Genomic DNA, 19,859 nt, shown 5'->3' on the forward strand with positions numbered 1-19,859 from the left:
GCACGCCCCATGCTGCTCACTCCCACATCCGTGTCCTCAGGTTCACTCGTTCCCGCCTGCACGCCGCGCCCGCAGGGATGGGGCGCGGGCGCCGGCTAGTTCCCCGGCGTCCGCTGGGCGGGCGCCGGAATGGAGCCTCCGTGGAGCTCAGCCGGGGCGGGCGGGGCCTGCCCTGCCGCCGGGGCCTGGGCCGCCGCGGCGGTCTCCTGCCCATCAGGCTTGCGGCCAGCCGCCTCCTGAGCGGCCTCGGCCCGCTGCTCGAGCGGATCCTTGGTGGCCGCGGCAGGGACGGCCGCAAGCTGGCCGGGCACAGCCGGCGGAGCGATCGCGACGCCCTGCGAGGCGCCCTTCTCCGCCGCCTTGGCCTTGCCGGTCACCAGGAGCGTCCCCAGATCGATCTGGCCCTTGGACGTCGAGGCGACCATGCCCAATTCTGCCGCGCGCGCGGCGAGATTCTGTGGAGCCTCGTAGTTCTGGGCGCGCTGCGTGAGGTCCTGGTTCTGCTTCTGCAGGCTCAGCTGCTCGTTGCGCAGCTGCACGAGCTCATACTGGCCGGTCGAGACGGAGATGTTGAGTACGAGCACGCCCAGGAGCGCGGCGCCGAGGACCCCGAGGCAGAAGATCGCGAAGGGAGCGCGCCGGCGCGCCGGCAGGGCACGGACCAAGGCCAGTGGCGCCCGGCGCGAGCGCTCGGGCGCCTGCGAGGGTACAGGGGCCGCGACGGCCAAGGCAGAGGTCCCCGCGATGGCGGTGGTGGTCTGTGCTCGGCTCATCGCTGGCTCCTTACCCTGATGCGTTCTGCTGCGCGGAGTCGCGCCGAGGCAGCACGGGGGTTCTCGTCGATCTCCTCGGCCGTGGGGACCTCCGTCCCCTTCGTCAGGACCTTCAGCTCGGGCTTGTGCTCCTCGAGCTCCACCGGGAAGCCCGGCGGCGCCGACGAGCGGCTGCGCTCCTGGAGGGCCCCCTTGACGATCCGGTCCTCGAGTGAGTGGTAGCTCATGACGACGATCCGCCCGCCGAGGCGGAGCGCGTCGACGGCCGCCGGGACGGCGCGCTCGAGGACGTCGAGCTCCTCGTTGACCTCGATCCGCAGGGCCTGGAACGTGCGCTTGGCCGGGTGCCCGCCCGTGCGGGCCGCCGCCGCGGGCACGACCCCGCGGATCACCTCGACGAGGCGGCCCGTGGTCGCGAAGGGCTCCGCCTCGCGGGCCTCGACGATCGCTCGGGCGATCCGGCCGGCGAACTTCTCCTCGCCCCAGGCCCGGATGATCCGCGTGAGGTCCTCGGCGCTGTAGGTGTTCACAACGTCCGCCGCCGTCTGGCCGCGGCTGACGTCCATACGCATGTCGAGCGGCGCGTCGTATGAGTACGCGAAGCCCCGCTCGCGCTCGTCGAGCTGGAGGGAGGAGACGCCGAGGTCCATGAGGATGCCGTCGGCGCCGTCGAGCCCGAGGTCCTCCAGGACGTCGGGGATCTCGTCGTAGACGGCGTGGACGAGGCGTGCGCGGTCGCCGAAGGGCGCGAGCCGTGCGCCGGCGAGGGCGAGCGCCTGTTCGTCGCGGTCGATCCCGACGAGCGTCACGTCCTCGAACCGCTCGAGGACGGCCTCGCTGTGGCCGCCCATGCCGAGGGTCGCGTCGACGACGACCGGCGCCCGGCCCGCGGCCCGCGCGGCTTCGACGCCGCCGCCCAGGAGGGCGACGCAGCGCTCGCGCAGCACGGGGACGTGGCGCTCGGAGGTGGGGCGTGCCTCGTCGTCGTCCTGCGGCATCTCGTCTCCTCCTTCCACTTCCCTGGCTGTAACGTCGGTGCGCCTCTGCAGGCGTGCGCCTTGGGTGGCGCGGATCCGGCGGTGCCCAGATCCCCCTCCGCACCGCGTCTCCGCCTGGCTCCGGGGAAGGTGAGCCAGGTGAGGTCCGCCGGGCGGCTGGAGATCTCGGCCAGCCGGTGTGGGATCAGAGGATCCCGGGGATGGCGTCGTCGTCGGTTTCCGAGAAGGAGGTTTCCTTCTCGGCGAGGTAGTCCTCCCAGGCCTGGGCGTCCCAGATCTCCGCCCGGGTCCCCACGCCGATCACGGCCAGGTCCCGGTCCAGCCCCGCATACTTGCGGAGGTTCTGGGGAATCGTGACGCGCCCCTGCTTGTCAGGCACCTCGTCGGAGGCCCCAGACAGGAAGACCCGGAGGTAGTCACGCGCCTGACGCGAGGAGATTGGGGCCTCCCGCATCTGCTCGTGGACTCTCTCGAACTCCTTCTGGCTGAAGACGTAGAGGCAGCGTTCCTGGCCACGTGTCAGAACCAGCCCTTCGGCCAGTTCGTCGCGGTACTTGGCCGGGAGGATGAGCCGCCCCTTCTCGTCGAGACGCGGTGAGTACGTACCGAGCAGCACCGGCACCACCACCTGTCCCGTTCGAAGAGCCGCACGTCCCCATACCGCCACTTCCCTCCAACTCCCACCACTTTACTCCACTACCCTCCCCCGTCAATGCGACACGGCGTGCCGCGGGCCTCGCCCAAGGGACGGGATCCCCGTTGTTGCGGGGATCTCGCGGTGGGGCCGGCGGTGGAGGGATGCGAGCCGCCCAGGCGGCCGCGGCCTCCAATGGGGCGCGCTGAACGCCCTCCCGCGCGAGCCGCCGGGGCCATCAGGGAGGAAAGTGGAGCACAGGGAGGAAAGTGGAGGAGGAGGTCCACTGCGGAGGCGGCGGAACGACGGGGGGCGGAGCGTGCGCGGGGTGGGGAGCCGGCCTGCAGGGAGGCCGAGCGGAGACGTACGAGAGCCCCGGAACCATGGGTTCCGGGGCTCTCGTCAGGCGGTCAGGTCGCCGTGCTGATGCACGCCAAGGCGGATGGGCTGTCCCAGCGGGTGCCGGCGGGAGCCGTGCGTCCTACCGTCGAGTGCGGGCGGCTCAGTGGTCGTCGCGTCGGCGTTCTTCCCATTGCGCCTCGAGGCGGCTCAGAAACCCGCCACGGGAGCGGTTGGCTGCGCCGGGGCCCGAGGACCGACGACGCCCGGGACGGCGGAGTGTGCCGTAGTAGACGCTCGCCCCCATGGCCAGGAAGCCGAGGACTCCCACGAAGATGTTCTGGATCCCGACTCCGACCAGGAGGATCAGGACGCCGGCGATTACTCCGAGGACGCCCAGGACGATGTGCTTGGTCGAAAAGGTGCGGAGCGCGTCGGCGCCCATGGAGTCCGCGAACTTCGGGTCCTCGTCATGGAGCTGCTTCTCAAGCTGCTCCAGCATCTTCTGTTCATGCTCGGAGAGAGGCATGGCGACTCCTTCATGCGTGCACGTGATGGCTGTCCCATCACACACATCAACGCACTGAACCAGCCCCTGGTTCCCCGGCGCCGGACGAGCCAAGCGGACCCGACCGCACACCGGGAACTTTCAGCCGACTCACTGCACTCAATGTTCGAGGTGTCTTAAGAATAGGCGGTTGGGGATGGTTCCAAAAGGGACTCCCACAACGCCTGAGGCTCGCCTCAGGGCGCCTCGGGCCGCCCCTCGGCGGGCCCCCGCCACTCCCGGAGGAGGCGCGCCGGGCGCAGCGTTCCGGGGCCGAACCGGGCGGCGACCCGGTCGAGTGCCTCCTCGGCCGTTCGCCAGTTGTCGTCGGCCCGGTCCAGGCTCAGCTGTCGGGGCGCCCCATCCGAGCGCTCGAGCCGTTCCCCGCGCAGCCCGATGAGCCTCACGCTGAGCGGCCTCGTGCCCACCGAAGCCAGGAGGCTCTTCGCCGCCGTGTACAGCTGCTGGGCGCTGTCCGTCGGGACGGAGAGGGCGTGCGAGCGGCTCAGGGTCGAGAAGTCCGAGTAGCGGAGCTTGAGCGCGACGGTGCCTGCTGCGAGCTGGGCGGCCCGCAGCCTGCCCGCCACGCGGTGGGCGAGCCGGAGCAGCTCGCGGTGCAGCACGGCGTCGTCCGCCACGTCCACAGGGAAGGTCTCCTCCGCGCCGAGGCTCTTCTCCTCGCGCACGGGGGTGACTGGCCTCGGGTCGATTCCCCAGGCCAGCTGCTTGGCATGGACACCCGAGGAACCCAGGACGCGGCGCAGCGTGGAGTCGGGCGTGTGGGCGAGGTCGGCCACGGTATGGATGCCCAGCCGGGCCAGCGACTCCCGCGCCTTCTGCCCGACGCCCCACAGGGCTCCCACGGGGAGCGCATGGAGGAACGCCACGGTGTCCTCCGGACGCACCACGAGGAGGCCGTCCGGCTTGGACCGGGCGGAGGCGATCTTCGCGACGAACTTGGTGGCCGCGACGCCGACCGAGGCCGTGATCCCGAGCTCTCGGCGGATCCGTGCCTTGGTCTGTGCCGCGATGGCCTCGGGCGGTCCGAGCCGGCGGACGGCACCGGAGACGTCAAGGAACGCCTCGTCGACGCTCAGCGGCTCGACGAGGTGGGTGAAGTCGGCGAAGATCCGCATGAGCTCGCGGGACACCTCGTAGTACAGGCCGTGCCGCGGCGGGACGATGACCGCCCCCGGACACTGGCGCATCGCGACGGCCATGGGCATCGCGCTGCGGATCCCGTACGCCCGCGCCTCGTAGCTCGCCGAGAGCACGACGGAGCGCTCGGCGGGGAAGCCGACGATCACGAGCTGCCCGCGCAGCTCGGGCCGCTCCCGCTGCTCGACGGCGACGAAGAAGGCGTCCATGTCCACGTGCAGGATCCCGCGGGCCCGCAGGGACTGCAGGGACTCGCCGCGCCCGGCCATCCCCGGATGCTCGGTCTCCACCGCTCCATCGTAGGCGCCGGGAGAGAGGCGCGGGCGGGCGCCCCCGCGCCGCCCACTACACTGGACGGGACCTCGACGGGAAGGAAGGGACCACGGTGGGCATGAGCACCGCAGGGATTCGACGGGCGGGTTGGGCCGCACTCTGGGCGGCGGCGGCGCTCGCCGCCGCAGGATGCGGGGGCTCTCCGTCCGCGCCCGCCACGGCCACGACGGCGGCCGCCTCGCCGTCGCCCTCCTCCCCCAGCGCCACGCCAAGCGGGACGGCGAGTGCGGCCGCGACGTCCACCGTGAGCGGCATCGCCCAGGGCTTCCCGAGCACGCTCATCCCCCTGATGCCCGGCGCGACGGCGAAGGCGACAAGCTTCGACGCGTCGACGACGCCCGCGGGGGCGGTCCTCGTCGCGACCACGAATGCCCCGGTGGCGGAGGCGCTCGCCTTCTACTCGGCGTCGTTCACGGGCCAAGGGTTCACCGCTGTCCCCGCCGCGAGCCCGTCCGCTGCACCCGGGACCGGGGCGCCGGCCCAGACGCTTGACTTCGTCCGCGCCGACGGGCAGGAGACGGCGAACGTCTCCGCCGTCACGGCCAACGGCGTGACGACGGTGACGGTGGGCGCCTCCGTGGCCCCCGCGAACTTCAAGTAGGGCCCGGTGCGCGAGCAGCTCACGCCGCCGGCGGTGCACGAGCCGGAGCAGGCCGCCTACCGGGACGCGCTCTCGGGCGAGCTCGAGGCCTTCCTGGCCAAGCAGCGCTCGGCCATGGCGGCCGTCTCGGCCGACGTCGGGCCGCTCATGGATGCCATCTCGGGCCTCGTCGCGGGCGGCAAGCGGCTCCGCGCGCTCCTGTGCTACTGGGGCTGGCGCGGCGCCGGAGGCGCGGCGATGGCCTCCGAGCCGGTCGCGGCGGGCGTGGCGCTCGAGCTGTTCCAGGCCGCCGCTCTCATCCACGACGACATCATCGACCGCTCGGACACGCGCCGTGGGGCACCGAGCGTCCACCGCCGATTCGCGCAGCTGCACGAGGGCTCCGGGTGGGTCCTCGACCGCGAGCGGTTCGGCCACGCCGCGGCGATCCTCACGGGGGACCTGTGCCTGTCCTTCAGCGAGGAGGCATTCACGGCCATCGGCCCGGCCGCGGCGTCTCCCACGCCGGCCCGCCGGATCTTCAACACGATGCGCGCCGAGGTCATGGCCGGGCAGTACCTGGACATCCTCGAGGAGGTCGCGGGCCCGGTCCGCAACTCCGAGTCGGCCGTTGCGCGCGCCCGGAACGTGATCCGCTACAAGTCCGCGAAGTACTCGACCGAGCACCCTCTGGGGATCGGCGGCGCGCTGGCCGGGGCCGACGACGGCCTCCTGCGCGCGTACGCCGAGTTCTCCCTGCCGCTCGGCGAGGCCTTCCAGTTGCGGGACGACGTCCTCGGCGTGTTCGGTGACCCGCAGACCACGGGGAAGCCTGCCGGAGACGACCTGCGCGAGGGCAAGCGCACCGTGCTCGTCGCCCTCGCCCTCGAGACAGCGGACGCCGCGGGGCGCGCGGAGCTCGAGCGCGGGCTCGGCCGCCAGGACCTCGGGATGGACGACGTCGACCGGCTGCGGGCGGTGATCAGCGGCACCGGCGCGCTCGAGCGAACGGAGCGGCTGATCGACGGGCTCGCGTCCGAGTCGTCCGCGGCCCTCGCCCGGCTCGGACTCGACCCGGTGGTCGGGACGGCCCTCGAGTCGCTCGCCGACGCGGCGGTCCGCAGGACGGCCTGAGCCCCCCGCCTACCAGGCGAGGATCTGCGCCCGGCGGCGGATCTCCGTCTTGCGCCCCTCGTGCAGCGCGTCGATCGGGCGGCCCCGCAGCGAGTCGTCCGGGGTGAAGAGCCATGCGACGATCTCGTCGTCGCTGAACCCCGCGTCGCCGAGGACCGCGATCGTGCCCTTGAGGCTGTCCAGGACATGGTCGCCGTCGAGGAAGAGGGCTGGGACGCTCCGGACCTTGCGCTCCCCGATGCGCACTGCCACGAGGGCCCGCTCGTCGAGGAGTCCGTGCACCTTGGTGATCGGGCAGCCGAGCCGCTCCGCGACGTCCGGAAGGGGCAGCCACTCTGACACAAGGTTCTCGATATCGCTCACACGACAAGGTTGCCACGCGGACTGCGCAGCCTCATAGTCGGCCCGCAGCATCGTCTGTTCAGGCTCGGCCGTCGATTTCCCCCGAGCAGATTCCCCGCCCGCCTCCAGCCCCGGCCCCATGCGCCGCGGGCGGCATTCCGTCCGGCGCCTCGCCGGCTCTCCGCCTTGTGTGCTCCGCCGATTCGTGAGAGATTCACATTTGTCACTCGAGTAACAGTGATTAAAGAATTTATCGGGGGCCTCTTGAATAACACTGGTCCCTTCCGTCACGGGAGTGCAGCCACTTTCGTCATCAAGGAGGTCGACCGATGAGCCCGTCCGGCACCACAGGGTCCGCTGCCGCCAAGGCCAGCCTTCCCCTCGTCGCCGCCACCACTGCCGTGCTGCCCGCCGTCGCCCTGTCCTCGCTGGCCCTCGCGGTACCCGCCGAGGCGGCGCCCTCGGCACCGCAGCAGCTTCCCGGGACCCTCGCGGCCGCCATGGAGCGGACGGGGCATCAGGCTGCGGTCGTGCCGGCCTCGGAAATCGCCTCGCTCGTGCCGAGCCGTCTCGCCCCGCTCGAGAACGGCGCGCCGAGCGAGTACACGATCGTCGCCGGCGACACCGTCTGGGCCATCGCGCACCGCTTCGGCCTCAGCGTCTCGGACGTGCTCCGGCTCAATGACCTCCGGCCCGACTCGCTCATCTTCCCCGGCAAGAAGCTCCGCCTCACGGCCGACGGCGCGCCCGCGCCCGCCGCGCCGGCACCCGCCGCCCCGGCGCCGTCGTCCGGCGGGGAGTACGCCATCAAGGCCGGCGACACGCTCTACGGCATCAGCGCGAAGCTCGGTGTGTCCATCGGGGACCTGCTCTCGGCCAACGGGCTGCGCCTCGACAGCGTCATCTACGCTGGCCGCTCCCTCAAGGTGCCCGGCTCCGGGCCCGCGCCCGCGCCGGCGCTCGCTTCCACCTCGGCCCCGGCCCCCTCTGCCCCTGGGGGAACCTATGCGATCAAGCCGGGCGACACGCTGTACGGCATCAGCGCGAAGCTCGGCGTGCCCATGGGCGACCTGCTCGCGGCGAACGGGCTCAGCCTCACGAGTGTCATCTACGCGGGCCGGACCCTCAAGCTCCCGGGCGCACCCGCCCCGGCCTCGGCAGTCTCGCCGGCGACCTCGTCTCCCGTGCAGCCCCTTGTCCCCGACACGTTCCTCGGCTTCACCTACCCCGAGGCCGTCGTGGCCTCGGCGAACGAGAACAAGCAGCGGCTCAATGCCTCGCCGGTGCCGAGCCGGGAGGAGATGAAGCAGATCGTTGCCGACACCGCGCGGAGCATGGGGGTCGACCCCTCGCTCGCCCTCGCCGTCGCCTACCAGGAGTCGGGCTTCAGCCAGCGCGCCGTCTCGCCCGCGAACGCGATCGGCACGATGCAGGTCATCCCCACCTCCGGGCAGTGGGCCTCGGACCTCGTGGGCCGGAAGCTCAATGTCCTGGATCCCTACGACAACGCCACGGCCGGCGTCGCCATCCTCCGGGCGCTCCTGCGCACGAGCAAGGACGAGGACCACGCGATCGCCGGGTACTACCAAGGCCAGTACTCCGTGGACAAGAACGGCATGTACGACGACACGAAGGACTACGTCGCCGCCATCAACGCCCACCGCGCCACCTTCCGCTGACGGCCCGGCTGCGGCGCTCCGCCAGGAACGTCCCAGCCCGAGCCCTTAAGATCGAATGGTGAACACCATGCAGGGCGACGCGCTCGTCGGCTCGCTCGTCGACGGGCGCTACCTTGTGCGGTCGCGCCTCGCGAGCGGTGGGATGGCGACCGTCTACGTCGCCACCGACACCAAGCTCGAGCGGGACGTGGCCCTCAAGGTCCTGCACCCCCACCTGAGCCTCGATCCCAGCTTCACGGAGCGGCTAGAGCGCGAGGCCAAGGCCGCGGCCCGGCTCTCGCACCCGCACGTCGTCTCCGTCCTGGACCGCGGGCACGACGGCTCAGTGTTCTACCTCGTCATGGAGTACGTCCCAGGCCGCAGTCTGCGCCGCCTGCTCGACGAGCACGGCGCGCTCGCGCCGCGGCAGGCCCTCGCCCTCACGGACGCGATCGTCGACGGGCTTGCGGCCGCCCACACGGCGGGGCTGATCCACCGAGACGTCAAGCCGGAGAACGTGCTCCTCGGCGATGCGGGGCAGATCAAGGTCGCCGACTTCGGGCTCGCCCGGGCCGTCACGGCGGCGACGAGCACGGGCGCACTCATAGGGACCGTCGCCTACATCGCGCCCGAGCTCGTCGAGGGACGAGGGGCGGACGCGCGCAGCGACCTCTACGCCGTGGGCATCATGCTGTACGAGCTGCTCACCGGGCTCCAGCCGTTCCGCGGGGACACGCCCATCCAGGTCGCGTACCGCCACGTCACCGGCGATGTCCCGGCCCCGTCGGAAGCCGTCCCCGGCCTCTCCCCCGAGCTCGACGAGCTCGTCCAGTGGGCCTGCGCCCGGGATCCCGAGGCCCGTCCCGTGGACGCCGCCGCCTTCCTCGACGAGCTGCGGCACATCCGCACGCACCTCTCCGACGCCCAGCTCGACCATGGCCTCGCCCTTCGCCCCGACGCCGCCCACCAGGGGCCTCCCGCGGCCGTGCTGGCGGCTGACGTGTCGGACTCCCCCACCGAAGCCCTGCCGGTGGGGGCAGGGGCATTCGGCGGGCAGCACGCGCCCGGGTGGGACCCGCCGTCCTCCGCCCCGACCGAGGTGATCGGTGCCGGCATGTCCCACACCTCCGTCATGCCCCGCCACGACCAGGGCGCCCGGCCCCCCTCGGCACGCGAACTCCGCCGGCGCGGGCGCGAGGCCGCGCGGGCCGCGGCGACGGCGGCCGCGACCCCCACGCGCTCCCTCACCCCCGGACGACGCCGGGCGCGCGGCGCGGTCTGGGCAGTGGTCATCGCGGTGCTCGCCCTCATCGCAGCGGTGGCGGGCTGGTTCTTCGGCGTCGGGCCCGGGGCGGCGGCGACGGTCCCGGACGTCAAAGAGCTCACGGTCGCGCAGGCGACGCCGCTCTTCGAGGAGGCAGGCTTGGCCTTCTCGACCCGGGACGTCTTCGACGACGCCGTGGCCCAGGGGCTCATCGTGGGCAGCACGCCGTCGGGCGGCACGCAGATCCGCCGCTTCCAGGGCGTCGACGTGCTGGTCTCGAAGGGTCCGCAGCTGTTCCCCCTCGTCGATGTGCGGACCAAGATGCTCGAGGCGGCGAAGGCCGAGCTCATGGAGGCCGAGATGGCCGTCGGGACGGTCACGGAGGCCTTCGACGACACCGCAGCGGCGGGGACTGTACTGCGCTCGGACCCCGCTCCTGGCACTCCCCTGCGCCGCGGCAGCGCCGTCGCGCTCACGGTCTCGAAGGGTCCGCGGCCGATCCCTGTCCCCTCCGTCGTGGGGCGCAGCCAGTCCGAGGCGCTCTCCACCCTGAGGGCCGCCGGCCTGAACCCAGTCGTGAGCTCGGAGGAGGTCAACGACCGGACCGTGCCGAAGGGCTCGGTGGCGGCCCAGTCGCCCGCGCCCGGCACGGCACTGACCAAGGGCGGCGAGGTCACCCTGACCATCTCCAAGGGCCCGCGGCTCGTCAAGGTCCCCGACTTCGTGGGGAAGCAAGCGCGCGAGGCCGAGCGGGAGCTGCGCAGGCTCGGCTTCGAGGTGCGGATCGAGAACGTGCTCGGGGGCTTCTTCGGCACGGTGCGCGCCCAGGACCCCGTGGACGAGGAAGTCCCGGAGGGCAGCGTCGTGACGCTCACAGTGGTCTGACCCGCGCCGAGCGACGGAGCCGTCCCTGGAACGCGAAAGCGACCCCGGGAGAGCTGTGGCGCCCGGGGTCGCTCTGGAACGCGGGACTACGAGTGCTTGGAGAGCGCGCCCGCGACGAGGAACGCCATCTCGAGCGACTGCATGTGGTTCAGGCGCGGGTCGCACACCGACTCGTAGCGGTCCGCGAACGCCGCCTCGTCAATCGGGTCGGAGCCGCCGAGGCACTCGGCCACGTCGTCGCCCGTCATTTCCATGTGCAGGCCGCCGGGCACGGTGCCGAGGGCATCGTGGACCTCGAAGAAGCCCCGGACCTCGTCCACGACGTCGTCGAAGCGGCGCGTCTTGTAGCCGTTCTGGCTCGTGACGGTGTTCCCGTGCATGGGGTCGGTGACCCACAGGACCTGGGCGCCCGAGGCCGTGACCTTCTCGATGACCGGCGGGAGCTTCTCGCGGATGTTCTTCGCGCCCATCCGCGAGATGAACGTCAGGCGGCCCGGCTCGCGCTCGGGGTCGAGACGGTCGATGAGCCGCAGCGCGTCGTCGCCCGTCGTGCTCGGGCCGAGCTTGACGCCGATGGGGTTGCGCACCCGCGAGAGGAAGTCGACGTGGGCGTGGTCGATCTCGCGTGTGCGCTCCCCGATCCAGAGGAAGTGGCTCGAGGTGTCGTACGGGAGGCCCGTGCGCGAGTCGATCCGGGTCAGGGCCCGCTCGTAGTCGAGCAGGAGCGCCTCGTGGCTCGAGAAGAACTCGACCCGCTTGAGCGCGTCGAAGTCCGCTCCGCACGAGTCCATGAACTTGATCGCGCGGTCGATCTCGCGCGCGAGGGACTCGTAGCGGGCGTGGGCGGGGTTCTCGGTGAAGCCCTTGTTCCACATGTGCACGAGGCGCAGGTCCGCGAACCCTCCCTGGGTGAAGGCGCGGATGAGGTTCAGGGTCGACGCCGACGTGTGGTAGGCGCGGAGCATGCGCCGCGCGTCGTGGGCGCGGGACTCGGGGGTGAAGTCGTAGCCGTTGACGATGTCGCCCCGGTAGGCCGGGAGCGTGACGCCGTCGCGCGTCTCCTCGTTCGAGGAGCGCGGCTTGGCGAACTGGCCGGCCATGCGACCCATCTTGATGACGGGGAGCTGGGCGCCGTAGGTGAGCACGACAGCCATCTGGAGGATCGTGCGCACGCGGGCGCTGATCCGGTCCGCCGTGGCGGCCTCGAAGGTCTCGGCGCAGTCGCCGCCCTGCAGCAGGAAGGCCTTGCCCTGGGCCGCTGCGGCGAGCCGATCGCGCAGCAGGTCCACCTCTCCGGCGAAGACGAGCGGGGGGAGGATCGAGAGTTCGGAGACGGCGCTCGCGAAGGCCTCCTGGTCGGCCCACGTGGGCTGCTGCGAGGCCGGAAGGGACCGCCAGTTGTCCAATCCCGGGTAGTCCGCGGCGCCGCTCTGGGCGGTGCTCGTGAAGGGGGACGCTGGCGATACGGAGAGTTCAGTCACCATCCAAGGCTAAGCCCTCTCGCACCGGCCGCGCTCATACCCCGTCGCCGGCCCCGTCCCGGCCCGTCGCGGGGCGGTCCTTCTCCGGCCTGCCGGAAGGCGCCGGCAGGACCGCGCCGGCCTGCTGCGCCTTGACCAGGGCAGCGTAGGCGTCCACGTACTCCTGTCCCGAGAGGAGCTGGATCTGGCGCATGACGGCGTTGGTCACCTCGCGCTGGACGTCGCGGTCCTCGGCGCGGTCGTAGTACTCGGAGAAGTCGAGGGGCCGGCCGATGATCATGCCGACGCGGCGGATCGTCGGGAAGCGCTTGCCGATCGGCTGGACCTTGTCCGTGCCGATCATCGCGACGGGGAGGATGGGGACTCTCGTCTCGAGGGCCAGCCGGGCCACGCCGACCTTGCCCCGGTAGAGGCTCCCGTCGGGGCTGCGGGTCCCCTCCGGGTAGATGCCGAGGAGGTCGCCGTGGCGGAGGATCTGCGCCCCGGCCTCAAGGGAAGCGGCGGACGCCTCGCCACCCGAACGGTCCATGGGCAGCTGGTTCGTGTAGCGGAAGAACGCGGCCGTGAGCCGGCCCTTGAGCCCCTTGCCCGTGAAGTACTCCTGCTTGGCCAGGAACACGACGGGCCTGCGGAGCAGGATCGGCAGGAAGATCGAATCGGAGAAGGAGAGGTGGTTCGAGGCCAAGATCGCCGGACCCGACTCGGGGACGTGGGCTCGGCCCTTGACCCATGGCCTGAAGAGGAGCTTGACGATCGGACCGATGAAGATCCGCTTGAGGATCCAGTAGACCACGGCAGGGCCTTCCGCTGAGCGAGCGTGCATGCACGCCCCACTCTAGTGAGCGTGGCCTGGGCAGGGGGTGCGTGCGTCCGGTGCGTCGCGGTGCCACGATAGTCGCATGGACCCGCGGATTCCCGCAGAAGGCATGCGTCTGGGAGTCGCCATGTGCCACGGCTTCTCGGGCACGCGGTCCTCCGTCATGCCCTGGGCCGACGGGCTCGCCGAGGCGGGCTTCGACGTCGAGGTCCCCCTCCTGCCCGGGCACGGGACCGACTGGCGCGACCTCGAGGGCCGCCGCTGGCGCGAGTGGGCCGGCGCCTACGAGGAGGCCTGCGAGCGCCTCGCGGCACGCACCGACCTGCTCTTCGCCGCGGGCCTGTCGATGGGCGGGGCGATCGCCCTGCATGCCGCGGCCCGCCGGCCCGTGGCGGGGATCGCCGTCGTCAATCCCGGGCTCGGGTTCTACGACTGGCGGGTGCGCTACATCGGCGCGTTCCGGCTCGTGCAGCGCACGACGGGCCCGATCGAGGAGGAGGGCGCCCCCGAGCCCGTCGGCGACGAGGGCGACTACTCGCTGACCCCGCTCGCCGCCGTCCACGAGCTCAAGCGGCTCTTCCGCGCGGTGGACAGGTCGCTCCCTCGCGTCACCGCGCCGCTGCTCGCGTTCCGCTCCGACGCCGATCCGGTCGTGCCTCCGTCGTCCCTCGAGCGCATCCTCGCGCGCGTGAGGAGCACCCACGTCGAGGTGGTGCGGCTGCACCGCAGCGCGCACGTCGCAACACGCGGCGCCGAGGGCCCGCTCATCGTCGAGCGCACCGCGGCGTTCTTCGCCCGCTGCGCACAGGATCCTTCGGCCCGCCGCAACGCCATCGGGGCATAATGCATGCCATGGACACCCCATCGCCGAGCATCGGTGTTGTGCTCAGCCACGGATTCACGGGATCGCCGACGGCCGTGGAGCCCTGGGCCGAGGCCCTGCGCGCCGAGGGCTTCACGGTCGTCACGCCCCTCCTGCCGGGCCATGGGACGAGCTGGGAGGACCTTGCCACGCGCTCGTGGCACGAGTGGTACGACGCATACGAGGCGGCGTACCGCGAGCTGTCCCGGGAATGCGGCGCGATCGTGGCGGCGGGGCTGTCGATGGGTGGGACGCTCGCGCTGCGGCTCGCGTCCCGGGAGCCCGTCGTCGGCGTGACTGTCGTCAACCCCCCGCTCGTGGTGGACGACCCCCGCTCGCACGTCTCCGGCGTCCTGCGCCGGGCCGTGCGGACGGTGCCCGGGATCCTCAACGACATCAAGCGCCCCGGCCAGGACGAGAACGCCTACGAGCGTGTCCCCGTCGCGGCCGGGCATGAGCTCAAGCTCCTCACGCGCGACGCCGCCGCGTCCCTGCCCCGGGCCACCGCGCCCCTGCAGGTCTTCCGCTCGACGGTCGACCACGTCGTGACGAGCGGCCGGAGCCTCGCCGCGATCGTGCGCCGCTACGGCGGCACCGACATCCGCATCGTGCGCCTGCCGAACAGCTACCACGTCGCGACGCTCGACTACGACGCAGAGACGATCTTCGCCGAGTCGGCCGCGTTCATCCACGGGCTCAGCCAGGGCGCGGCGGGCCGCGCCGACGCGAGGAGCGGGGCATGAACGCCCGGCCGGATCCGGACCGTCCCGACCACGCGGCAGAGGACGACGCGTGGCGGGACCTCGTCGCCCGCCTCCGCGGCGGAGTCGCGGAACCCGGGGAGGACGGGCCCGCCCCCGCCGAGCCCTCGGCGGCCGAGCGCTCAGCGGGAGTCCAGCGCGGAACCGCCCCCGAGGGCGGCGCCGCGCCGCCGTTCGACGCCTTCGACCCGCTCGGCGTCTCCCGCCGAGACCCCGCGGGGAATGCCGAGCACACCGGCCGCACGGGCCGCGGCGCTGCTTCGGACGACTCTGACGCGGCTGGCGACATGCTCCCGGGGGACTTCGTGCCCGAGGAGCCCGAGCCCGTCCTCGCCGGCGCGGACCCCGCTGTCGTGCTCGCATGGTGCGGCGCGCTCGGCGGGCCCGTCGCGCTCCTGCTGTGCGCGCTCCTGTGGCGGGGCGTGCCCGGCTACGTCGTTGCCTTGCTCATCGCGGCGTTCCTGGCCGGAGTAGGGGTGCTCATCATGCGTTTGCCGCGACACAAGGACGACGGCGACGACGGCGCGCGCGTGTAGGGGCCCGACGGCGACGAACGGCGCACGCTTGTAGGGGCCCGACGGCGACGAACGGCGCACGCTTGTAGGGGCCCGACGGCGACGACGGCGCGCGCGTGTAGCCGCGACTCGCGCCGGGGCGGCACGTGAGGGGCAGCACAGAGGGGACTCAGCGCACGGCGCCGTGGGCGCGCAGGCTCACGCGGGAGAGGTCCGCCGCCCCGATGAGCCCGGCTTCGGGGCCGAGGTGGGCGCGCTCGATCCCGGCCGGCGGGCGGAAGCCGCGGCCGGTGAGGTTGCGCGCGAACGCCCGGCGGGCCGGCTCGAGCAGGAGTTCCCCGGCATCGCACAGGCCGCCTCCGATCACGAAGGTGCCCGGATCGAGGGCGGCGGCGAGGTTGGCGAGGCCGAGGCCGAGCCACTCGCCGACGTCCTCGAGCAGCTCTCTCGAGGCGGCGTCGCCCTCGCGCGCGAGCTCGGTCACGACGGCGCCGGTGATCGCCTCCGGATCGCCGCCCACGGCCCGCAGGAGCTCCTGCGCGACCGGGGAGTTGGCGCGGGCGAGCTCACGGGCCTCGCGGCCGAGCGCGTTCCCGGACGCGTACTGCTCCCAGCACCCGCGGTTGCCGCACTCGCAGCGATGGCCCCCGGGCACGATGATCTGGTGGCCGAACTCCCCGGCCACCCCGTAGCGGCCACGTTCGAGCCGGCCCGAGAGGACCATAGCGCCGCCGATCCCCGTGCCGAGCGTGATGCAGACGAGGCGCGGCTCGCTGCGGCCCGCCCCGAAGCGCCACTCGGCCCATGCGGCGGCGTCGGCGTCGTTCGCGAGGTGCACGCGCCGGCGCAGGAGCCGCTCGAGGTTCTCGCGGAGGGGCTCGTTGCGCCACGCGAGGTGGGGGCTGAAGAGCACCGTGCCGCCGTCGAGGTCCATCCAGCCCGCGGCGCCGATGCCCACGGAGGAGATGCGGTGGTCTGCGCTGAGCTCGTCGACAAGCTCGGCGATGACCCGCTCGACCTCGCGGGGCTGGGTGCCCGGCGTCGCGCGGCGCGCCCGGCGCAGCACGTGGCCCTCGGCGTCGACGACGCCGGCGGCCACCTTGGTGCCGCCGATGTCGATCCCGATGGCGAGGCCTCGGCGCCGCAGGCGGGGCCCTTGGGCACGGAAGGTCGGAGCGAAGCGGGGTCTCGGCACGCAGGCCAGTCTATGGCGCCGCCGAGCCGCCGGCGGTAAAGTTACCGGCCAGTAGAAACATGCTGTGACGTTCAGCACAGCATCCGCAGCTGCTTGGATATGGTTAAGCCATCTCCCGCGCACCCGGGAGATACCGAAGGAGATGCCGTGCGCGAAATCGTTGTCCCGCCCCTCGTCCCCCAGCCCGTCGCCAGGAACATCACCGACTTCGTCATCGAGCAGGCAGAGAAGCCCTCGAACCCGCCGCTCTTCGCCACCCGCGACGCCTCCGGAACGTGGCAGGACGTTTCCGCGAAGGACTTCCTCGCCGACGTCCGGGACATCGCCAAGGGGCTCATCGCCGAGGGGATCGCCCTCGGCGACAGGGTCGGCATCATGGCCCGGACCTGCTACGAATGGACCCTCGTCGACTTCGCGATCTGGTTTGCCGGCGGGGTCAGCGTCCCGATCTACGAGACGTCCTCACCCACGCAGATCGCATGGAACCTCGGCGACTCCAGCGCCGTCGCCGCCTTCGGCGAGGCCGCGCACCACGAGGACGCCATCCGCCAGGCCGTCGACGCCGAGGGACTCGGCTCCGTGCGCCACGTCTGGCAGATGAGCCCGGCCGGGCTGCAGGCCCTTCGGGCCGCCGGCGCCCGCGTGACGGACGAGGAGCTCGAGGCCCGCCGCTCGGCCGCGACCCTCGAGACCCTCGCGACGATCATCTACACGTCCGGCACGCTCGGACGGCCGAAGGGGTGCGAGCTCACCCACGGGAACTTCGTGGCCCTGTCGGAGAACGCGACGGCGGCCCTCTCCGGGGTCGTCCAGCACGGCGCCAAGACGATCATGTTCCTGCCGCTGGCCCACGTCTTCGCGCGGTTCATCTCAGTGCTCGCCGTCGCCGCAGGCTGCCAGGTCGCGCACACGCCAGACGTCAAGAACCTGCTCAAGGACCTCCAGAGCTTCTCGCCGACCTTCATCCTGGCCGTGCCGCGCGTGTTCGAGAAGGTCTACAACTCGGCCCTGACCAAGGCCGAGGACGCCGGCAAGGGCAGGATCTTCCAGGCCGCCGCGGACACGGCCATCGCCTGGTCGACGGCGCACGACGACGGCGGCTCGCCCTCGCTGGGCCTGCGGCTCAAGCACGGCCTCTTCGACGTCCTCGTGTACAAGAAGCTGCGCCATGCGATGGGCGGACAGGTCCGGTATGCGGTCTCGGGCGGCGGACCGCTCGGCACGCGCCTCGGGCACTTCTTCCATGGGATCGGCCTGACGGTCCTCGAGGGCTACGGCCTCACCGAGACCACCGCTCCCATCTCCGTCAACACGCCCTCGCTCATCAAGATCGGCACCGTGGGCGCACCGCTCCCGGGCAACGGCGTCCGGATCGCGGACGACGGCGAGATTCTCGCCAAGGGCCTGTGCGTCATGCGCGGCTACTACAACCTCCCGCAGCTCCAGGCCGAGACGTTCACAGACGGCTGGTTCCACACCGGCGACATCGGCGAACTCGACCCGGACGGCTACCTGCGCATCACGGGCCGCAAGAAGGATCTCATCGTCACGGCAAGCGGCAAGAACGTCGCCCCGGCCCAGCTCGAGGACCAGATCCGCTCGGACGCCCTCGTCTCCCAGGTCGTCGTCGTGGGCGACAACCGTCCGTTCATCGCCGCGCTCGTGACGCTCGACGAGGAGGCTCTCCCCGGCTGGCTCGAGCGGCACGGCCTCAGCTCCGCCCTCACGCCAGCCCAGGCTGCGGCAGAGCACGAGGTCATCGCGCACGTCCAGGGCGTCATCGACCGCGCCAACGCGAGCGTGTCCAAGGCGGAATCGATACGGGCGTTCCGGATCGTGCCGACCGACTTCACCGAGGCCTCGGGGCACCTCACGCCGTCGATGAAGGTCAAGCGCGCCCAGGTGATCGCTGACTTCGGCTCGTACGTCGAGGACATCTACTCCGCGAAGAAGGACGCCGCGCCCGCCTGATCCGAAGGGTGCCGCGCGACCGGCTCGGCGGAAGTACTCCCCCGAGCCGGTCGTGCGGAGACTACTGCGCTGCCAGCTGGTCCACCACGAGGGCCGCGAGCTCGACCGCGGCCTCGCGGGTGGCCGGGCGAAGCTTCCGGAAGTCGATCTGCGAGCCCTCGGCGAGGTGCCGGTCGTGCGGGATGCGGACCACGTGCTGCACTCGGGTGAGGAAGTGGTCCTCGATCTCGTCCACGTCCACGCGGGTCCTTCCGCCTGCCGAGACGTTGATGACGACGATGGCCTTGCGCACGAGATCCTCGCGCCCGTGGGCCTCGAGCCACGACAGCGTCTCGGAGGCGAGCCGCGCCTCGTCGACGCTCCCGCCCGAGACCAGCACGACGGCGTCGGCCTTCTCGAGGGTCCCCTGCATGACCGAATGGACCATCCCCGTGCCCGAGTCGGTCAGCACGATCGAGCAGTAGCGGCCCAGGATGTCCGTGACCGCGCGATAGTCGGAGTCGTCGAACGCGTGCGCGACCATCGGGTCGGCGTCGGAGGCGAGCACGTCGAGGCGCGATCCCTCGCGGGCCGTGTAGGTCGAGAGCTGGGCGAAGGAGCTGACCTCGAACCGGTCTTTGACCAGCTGGCGCGCCGTGTGCGCGGCGCGGCCGGGGTTGCGGTCGGAGAGGGTGCCCCGGTCAGGGTTCGCGTCCATCGCGATGACCCGGTCCTCGCGGAGTTCGGCGAGGGCCATGCCCAGGAGGGTCGTCACAGTCGTCTTCCCGACGCCGCCTTTGCGGGAGAGGATCGGCACGTAGCGGGTCCGCTCGCCGAGGCGCGTCGCAATGCGGTGCTCGAGGGCGCGCTGGAACCGCACGGCGTCCGAGTCCCCGAGGTTCACGTAGCCCAACGTCGCGTAGTAGACGAGACGGCGCCATCCTCCCACGGGCGGGGCCGAGGTCAAGGCCACGAGCCGGTCCGAGGTCAGCGAGGCCGGGAGCTCGGGCCCCTCGGGGCGGGAGCGCCGCTCGCTCGCGGCGGGCGGTGCGGACGCCGCCGAACCCTCCGCATCTGCGGGCTCGTCCTGGGCGCCCGCAGTCGGCGACGGCCCCTCGACGGGCTCTGGGCGCAGCGAATCAGGCCCCGAGGTCACGAGCGGGTGGGAGGCCAGCCAGGCAGCCGACGGCTCGGGGACGGTCTGCGGCCCAGACTGGGGCGGGGCGTCCGAGGCGGGGGTCGACGGGGGCTGCAGCGGCAGGGGCGGCACCACGGCGGGCTCGATCGGGCCCGCGGACATGGCCGCGAGCGGCTCGGCGCCCGTGTGGTCGTCGGCATCCGCGAGGGCTCCCTCCTCGGGGGCCTCCGCATCTGCTCCGGGAGCGTCGCCCTGGGCCGGGTCCCGCTCGTCGGTGGGCTCGGCGTCGTCCCTCAGCTCGGCGTCGTCCCTCAGCTCGGCGGTGCCCTTCGGCCCGGCGTCGTCCCTCGGCCCGGCGCCGTCCTTCGGCTTGGGCGTCGTGTGCTGGCTCATGGGCTCCCGTCCGTCGAGTGTCCAGTCGCGGGCTGTGGCGGCGGCTGAGCCGCCGCCACCGGTCCTGGTCGGGCCCCAGTCTAGCCGCGGGCTGGGGCCCGG

18 protein-coding genes are annotated in these 19,859 nt (G+C 72.3%); 8 read left to right on the forward strand and 10 right to left on the reverse strand.

All coding sequences use genetic code 11. The annotated features are described in order from the left end of the window. Positions 1-95: 95 nt before the first annotated feature. The 5 genes from ftsL to dinB form a co-directional block, all read right to left on the reverse strand. A complete protein-coding gene (ftsL, locus tag BV907_RS09740; RefSeq protein ID WP_077489537.1) occupies positions 96-773 on the reverse strand; it encodes a cell division protein FtsL in 678 nt (225 codons plus the stop codon). After that, a complete protein-coding gene (gene rsmH, locus BV907_RS09745; protein WP_077489538.1) occupies positions 770-1,771 on the reverse strand; it encodes a 16S rRNA (cytosine(1402)-N(4))-methyltransferase RsmH in 1,002 nt (333 codons plus the stop codon). Before rsmH ends, ftsL begins: the two co-directional genes overlap by 4 nt. 184 nt (positions 1,772-1,955) lie before the next feature. After that, entirely contained in the window at positions 1,956-2,387 is a 432-nt protein-coding gene (mraZ, locus tag BV907_RS09750) for a division/cell wall cluster transcriptional repressor MraZ (protein WP_077489605.1), read from the reverse strand. A 520-nt stretch (positions 2,388-2,907) separates the two neighbouring features. Next, a complete protein-coding gene (locus tag BV907_RS09755; protein WP_077489539.1) occupies positions 2,908-3,273 on the reverse strand; it encodes a DUF3040 domain-containing protein in 366 nt (121 codons plus the stop codon). Positions 3,274-3,488: 215 nt separating this feature from the next. Then, positions 3,489-4,718, reverse strand: coding sequence for a DNA polymerase IV (dinB, locus tag BV907_RS09760; RefSeq protein WP_077489606.1), 1,230 nt, complete (start codon positions 4,716-4,718; stop codon positions 3,489-3,491). 122 nt (positions 4,719-4,840) lie between these two features. Here dinB and BV907_RS09765 point away from each other — a divergent pair, with 122 nt between their 5' ends. Then, positions 4,841-5,383: a hypothetical protein gene (locus tag BV907_RS09765; RefSeq protein WP_077489540.1), complete on the forward strand. Its 543-nt coding sequence runs from the start codon at positions 4,841-4,843 to the stop codon at positions 5,381-5,383. Between the two features lie 6 nt (positions 5,384-5,389). After that, a complete protein-coding gene (locus tag BV907_RS09770; RefSeq protein WP_245827893.1) occupies positions 5,390-6,496 on the forward strand; it encodes a polyprenyl synthetase family protein in 1,107 nt (368 codons plus the stop codon). Between the two features lie 9 nt (positions 6,497-6,505). Here the strand turns inward: BV907_RS09770 and BV907_RS09775 are convergent, their stop codons facing one another. Then, complete coding sequence (locus tag BV907_RS09775) at positions 6,506-6,859, reverse strand: Rv2175c family DNA-binding protein (protein WP_077489541.1); 354 nt, start codon at positions 6,857-6,859, stop codon at positions 6,506-6,508. Between the two features lie 308 nt (positions 6,860-7,167). On the opposite strand from BV907_RS09775, the gene BV907_RS09780 reads away from it, so the two are divergent. Beyond that, positions 7,168-8,517 (forward strand): lytic transglycosylase domain-containing protein, encoded by a 1,350-nt coding sequence (locus BV907_RS09780; protein WP_077489542.1) that lies wholly within the window; start codon positions 7,168-7,170, stop codon positions 8,515-8,517. 55 nt (positions 8,518-8,572) lie between these two features. Next, entirely contained in the window at positions 8,573-10,645 is a 2,073-nt protein-coding gene (locus BV907_RS09785) for a protein kinase domain-containing protein (protein ID WP_077489543.1), read from the forward strand. An 86-nt stretch (positions 10,646-10,731) separates the two neighbouring features. On the opposite strand, the gene BV907_RS09790 is transcribed toward BV907_RS09785, so the two are convergent. Together BV907_RS09790 and BV907_RS09795 are read right to left on the reverse strand one after the other, a co-directional pair. After that, the gene (locus tag BV907_RS09790; protein WP_077489544.1) at positions 10,732-12,129 is read right to left on the reverse strand and encodes a class II 3-deoxy-7-phosphoheptulonate synthase; all 1,398 of its coding nucleotides are present in this window, start codon (positions 12,127-12,129) and stop codon (positions 10,732-10,734) included. Between the two features lie 31 nt (positions 12,130-12,160). Next, positions 12,161-12,919 (reverse strand): lysophospholipid acyltransferase family protein, encoded by a 759-nt coding sequence (locus BV907_RS09795; RefSeq protein ID WP_077489545.1) that lies wholly within the window; start codon positions 12,917-12,919, stop codon positions 12,161-12,163. A gap of 106 nt (positions 12,920-13,025) precedes the next feature. Here BV907_RS09795 and BV907_RS09800 point away from each other — a divergent pair, with 106 nt between their 5' ends. The 3 genes from BV907_RS09800 to BV907_RS18345 are packed head-to-tail and all read left to right on the forward strand — an operon-like array spanning position 13,026 to position 15,102. Further along, a complete protein-coding gene (locus BV907_RS09800; RefSeq protein ID WP_077489546.1) occupies positions 13,026-13,787 on the forward strand; it encodes an alpha/beta hydrolase in 762 nt (253 codons plus the stop codon). A gap of 8 nt (positions 13,788-13,795) precedes the next feature. Further along, the gene (locus BV907_RS09805) at positions 13,796-14,548 is read left to right on the forward strand and encodes an alpha/beta hydrolase (protein WP_245827894.1); all 753 of its coding nucleotides are present in this window, start codon (positions 13,796-13,798) and stop codon (positions 14,546-14,548) included. Further along, complete coding sequence (locus BV907_RS18345; RefSeq protein ID WP_139346695.1) at positions 14,545-15,102, forward strand: hypothetical protein; 558 nt, start codon at positions 14,545-14,547, stop codon at positions 15,100-15,102. The genes BV907_RS09805 and BV907_RS18345 overlap by 4 nt, the downstream gene beginning before the upstream one ends. 148 nt (positions 15,103-15,250) lie before the next feature. On the opposite strand, the gene BV907_RS09815 is transcribed toward BV907_RS18345, so the two are convergent. After that, positions 15,251-16,276, reverse strand: coding sequence for an ROK family glucokinase (locus BV907_RS09815; RefSeq protein WP_245827895.1), 1,026 nt, complete (start codon positions 16,274-16,276; stop codon positions 15,251-15,253). Between the two features lie 147 nt (positions 16,277-16,423). Here BV907_RS09815 and BV907_RS09820 point away from each other — a divergent pair, with 147 nt between their 5' ends. Further along, positions 16,424-18,247 carry an AMP-dependent synthetase/ligase gene (locus tag BV907_RS09820; RefSeq protein ID WP_077489548.1) on the forward strand — a complete coding sequence of 608 codons (1,824 nt, stop codon included), beginning with the start codon at positions 16,424-16,426 and terminating at the stop codon, positions 18,245-18,247. 61 nt (positions 18,248-18,308) lie between these two features. On the opposite strand, the gene BV907_RS09825 is transcribed toward BV907_RS09820, so the two are convergent. Beyond that, positions 18,309-19,757: a MinD/ParA family ATP-binding protein gene (locus BV907_RS09825; protein ID WP_077489549.1), complete on the reverse strand. Its 1,449-nt coding sequence runs from the start codon at positions 19,755-19,757 to the stop codon at positions 18,309-18,311. Positions 19,758-19,859: the final 102 nt, after the last annotated feature.

The sequence above is a fragment of the Sinomonas mesophila genome, from assembly GCF_001999765.1.
Classification (GTDB): Bacteria; Actinomycetota; Actinomycetes; order Actinomycetales; family Micrococcaceae; genus Sinomonas; species Sinomonas mesophila.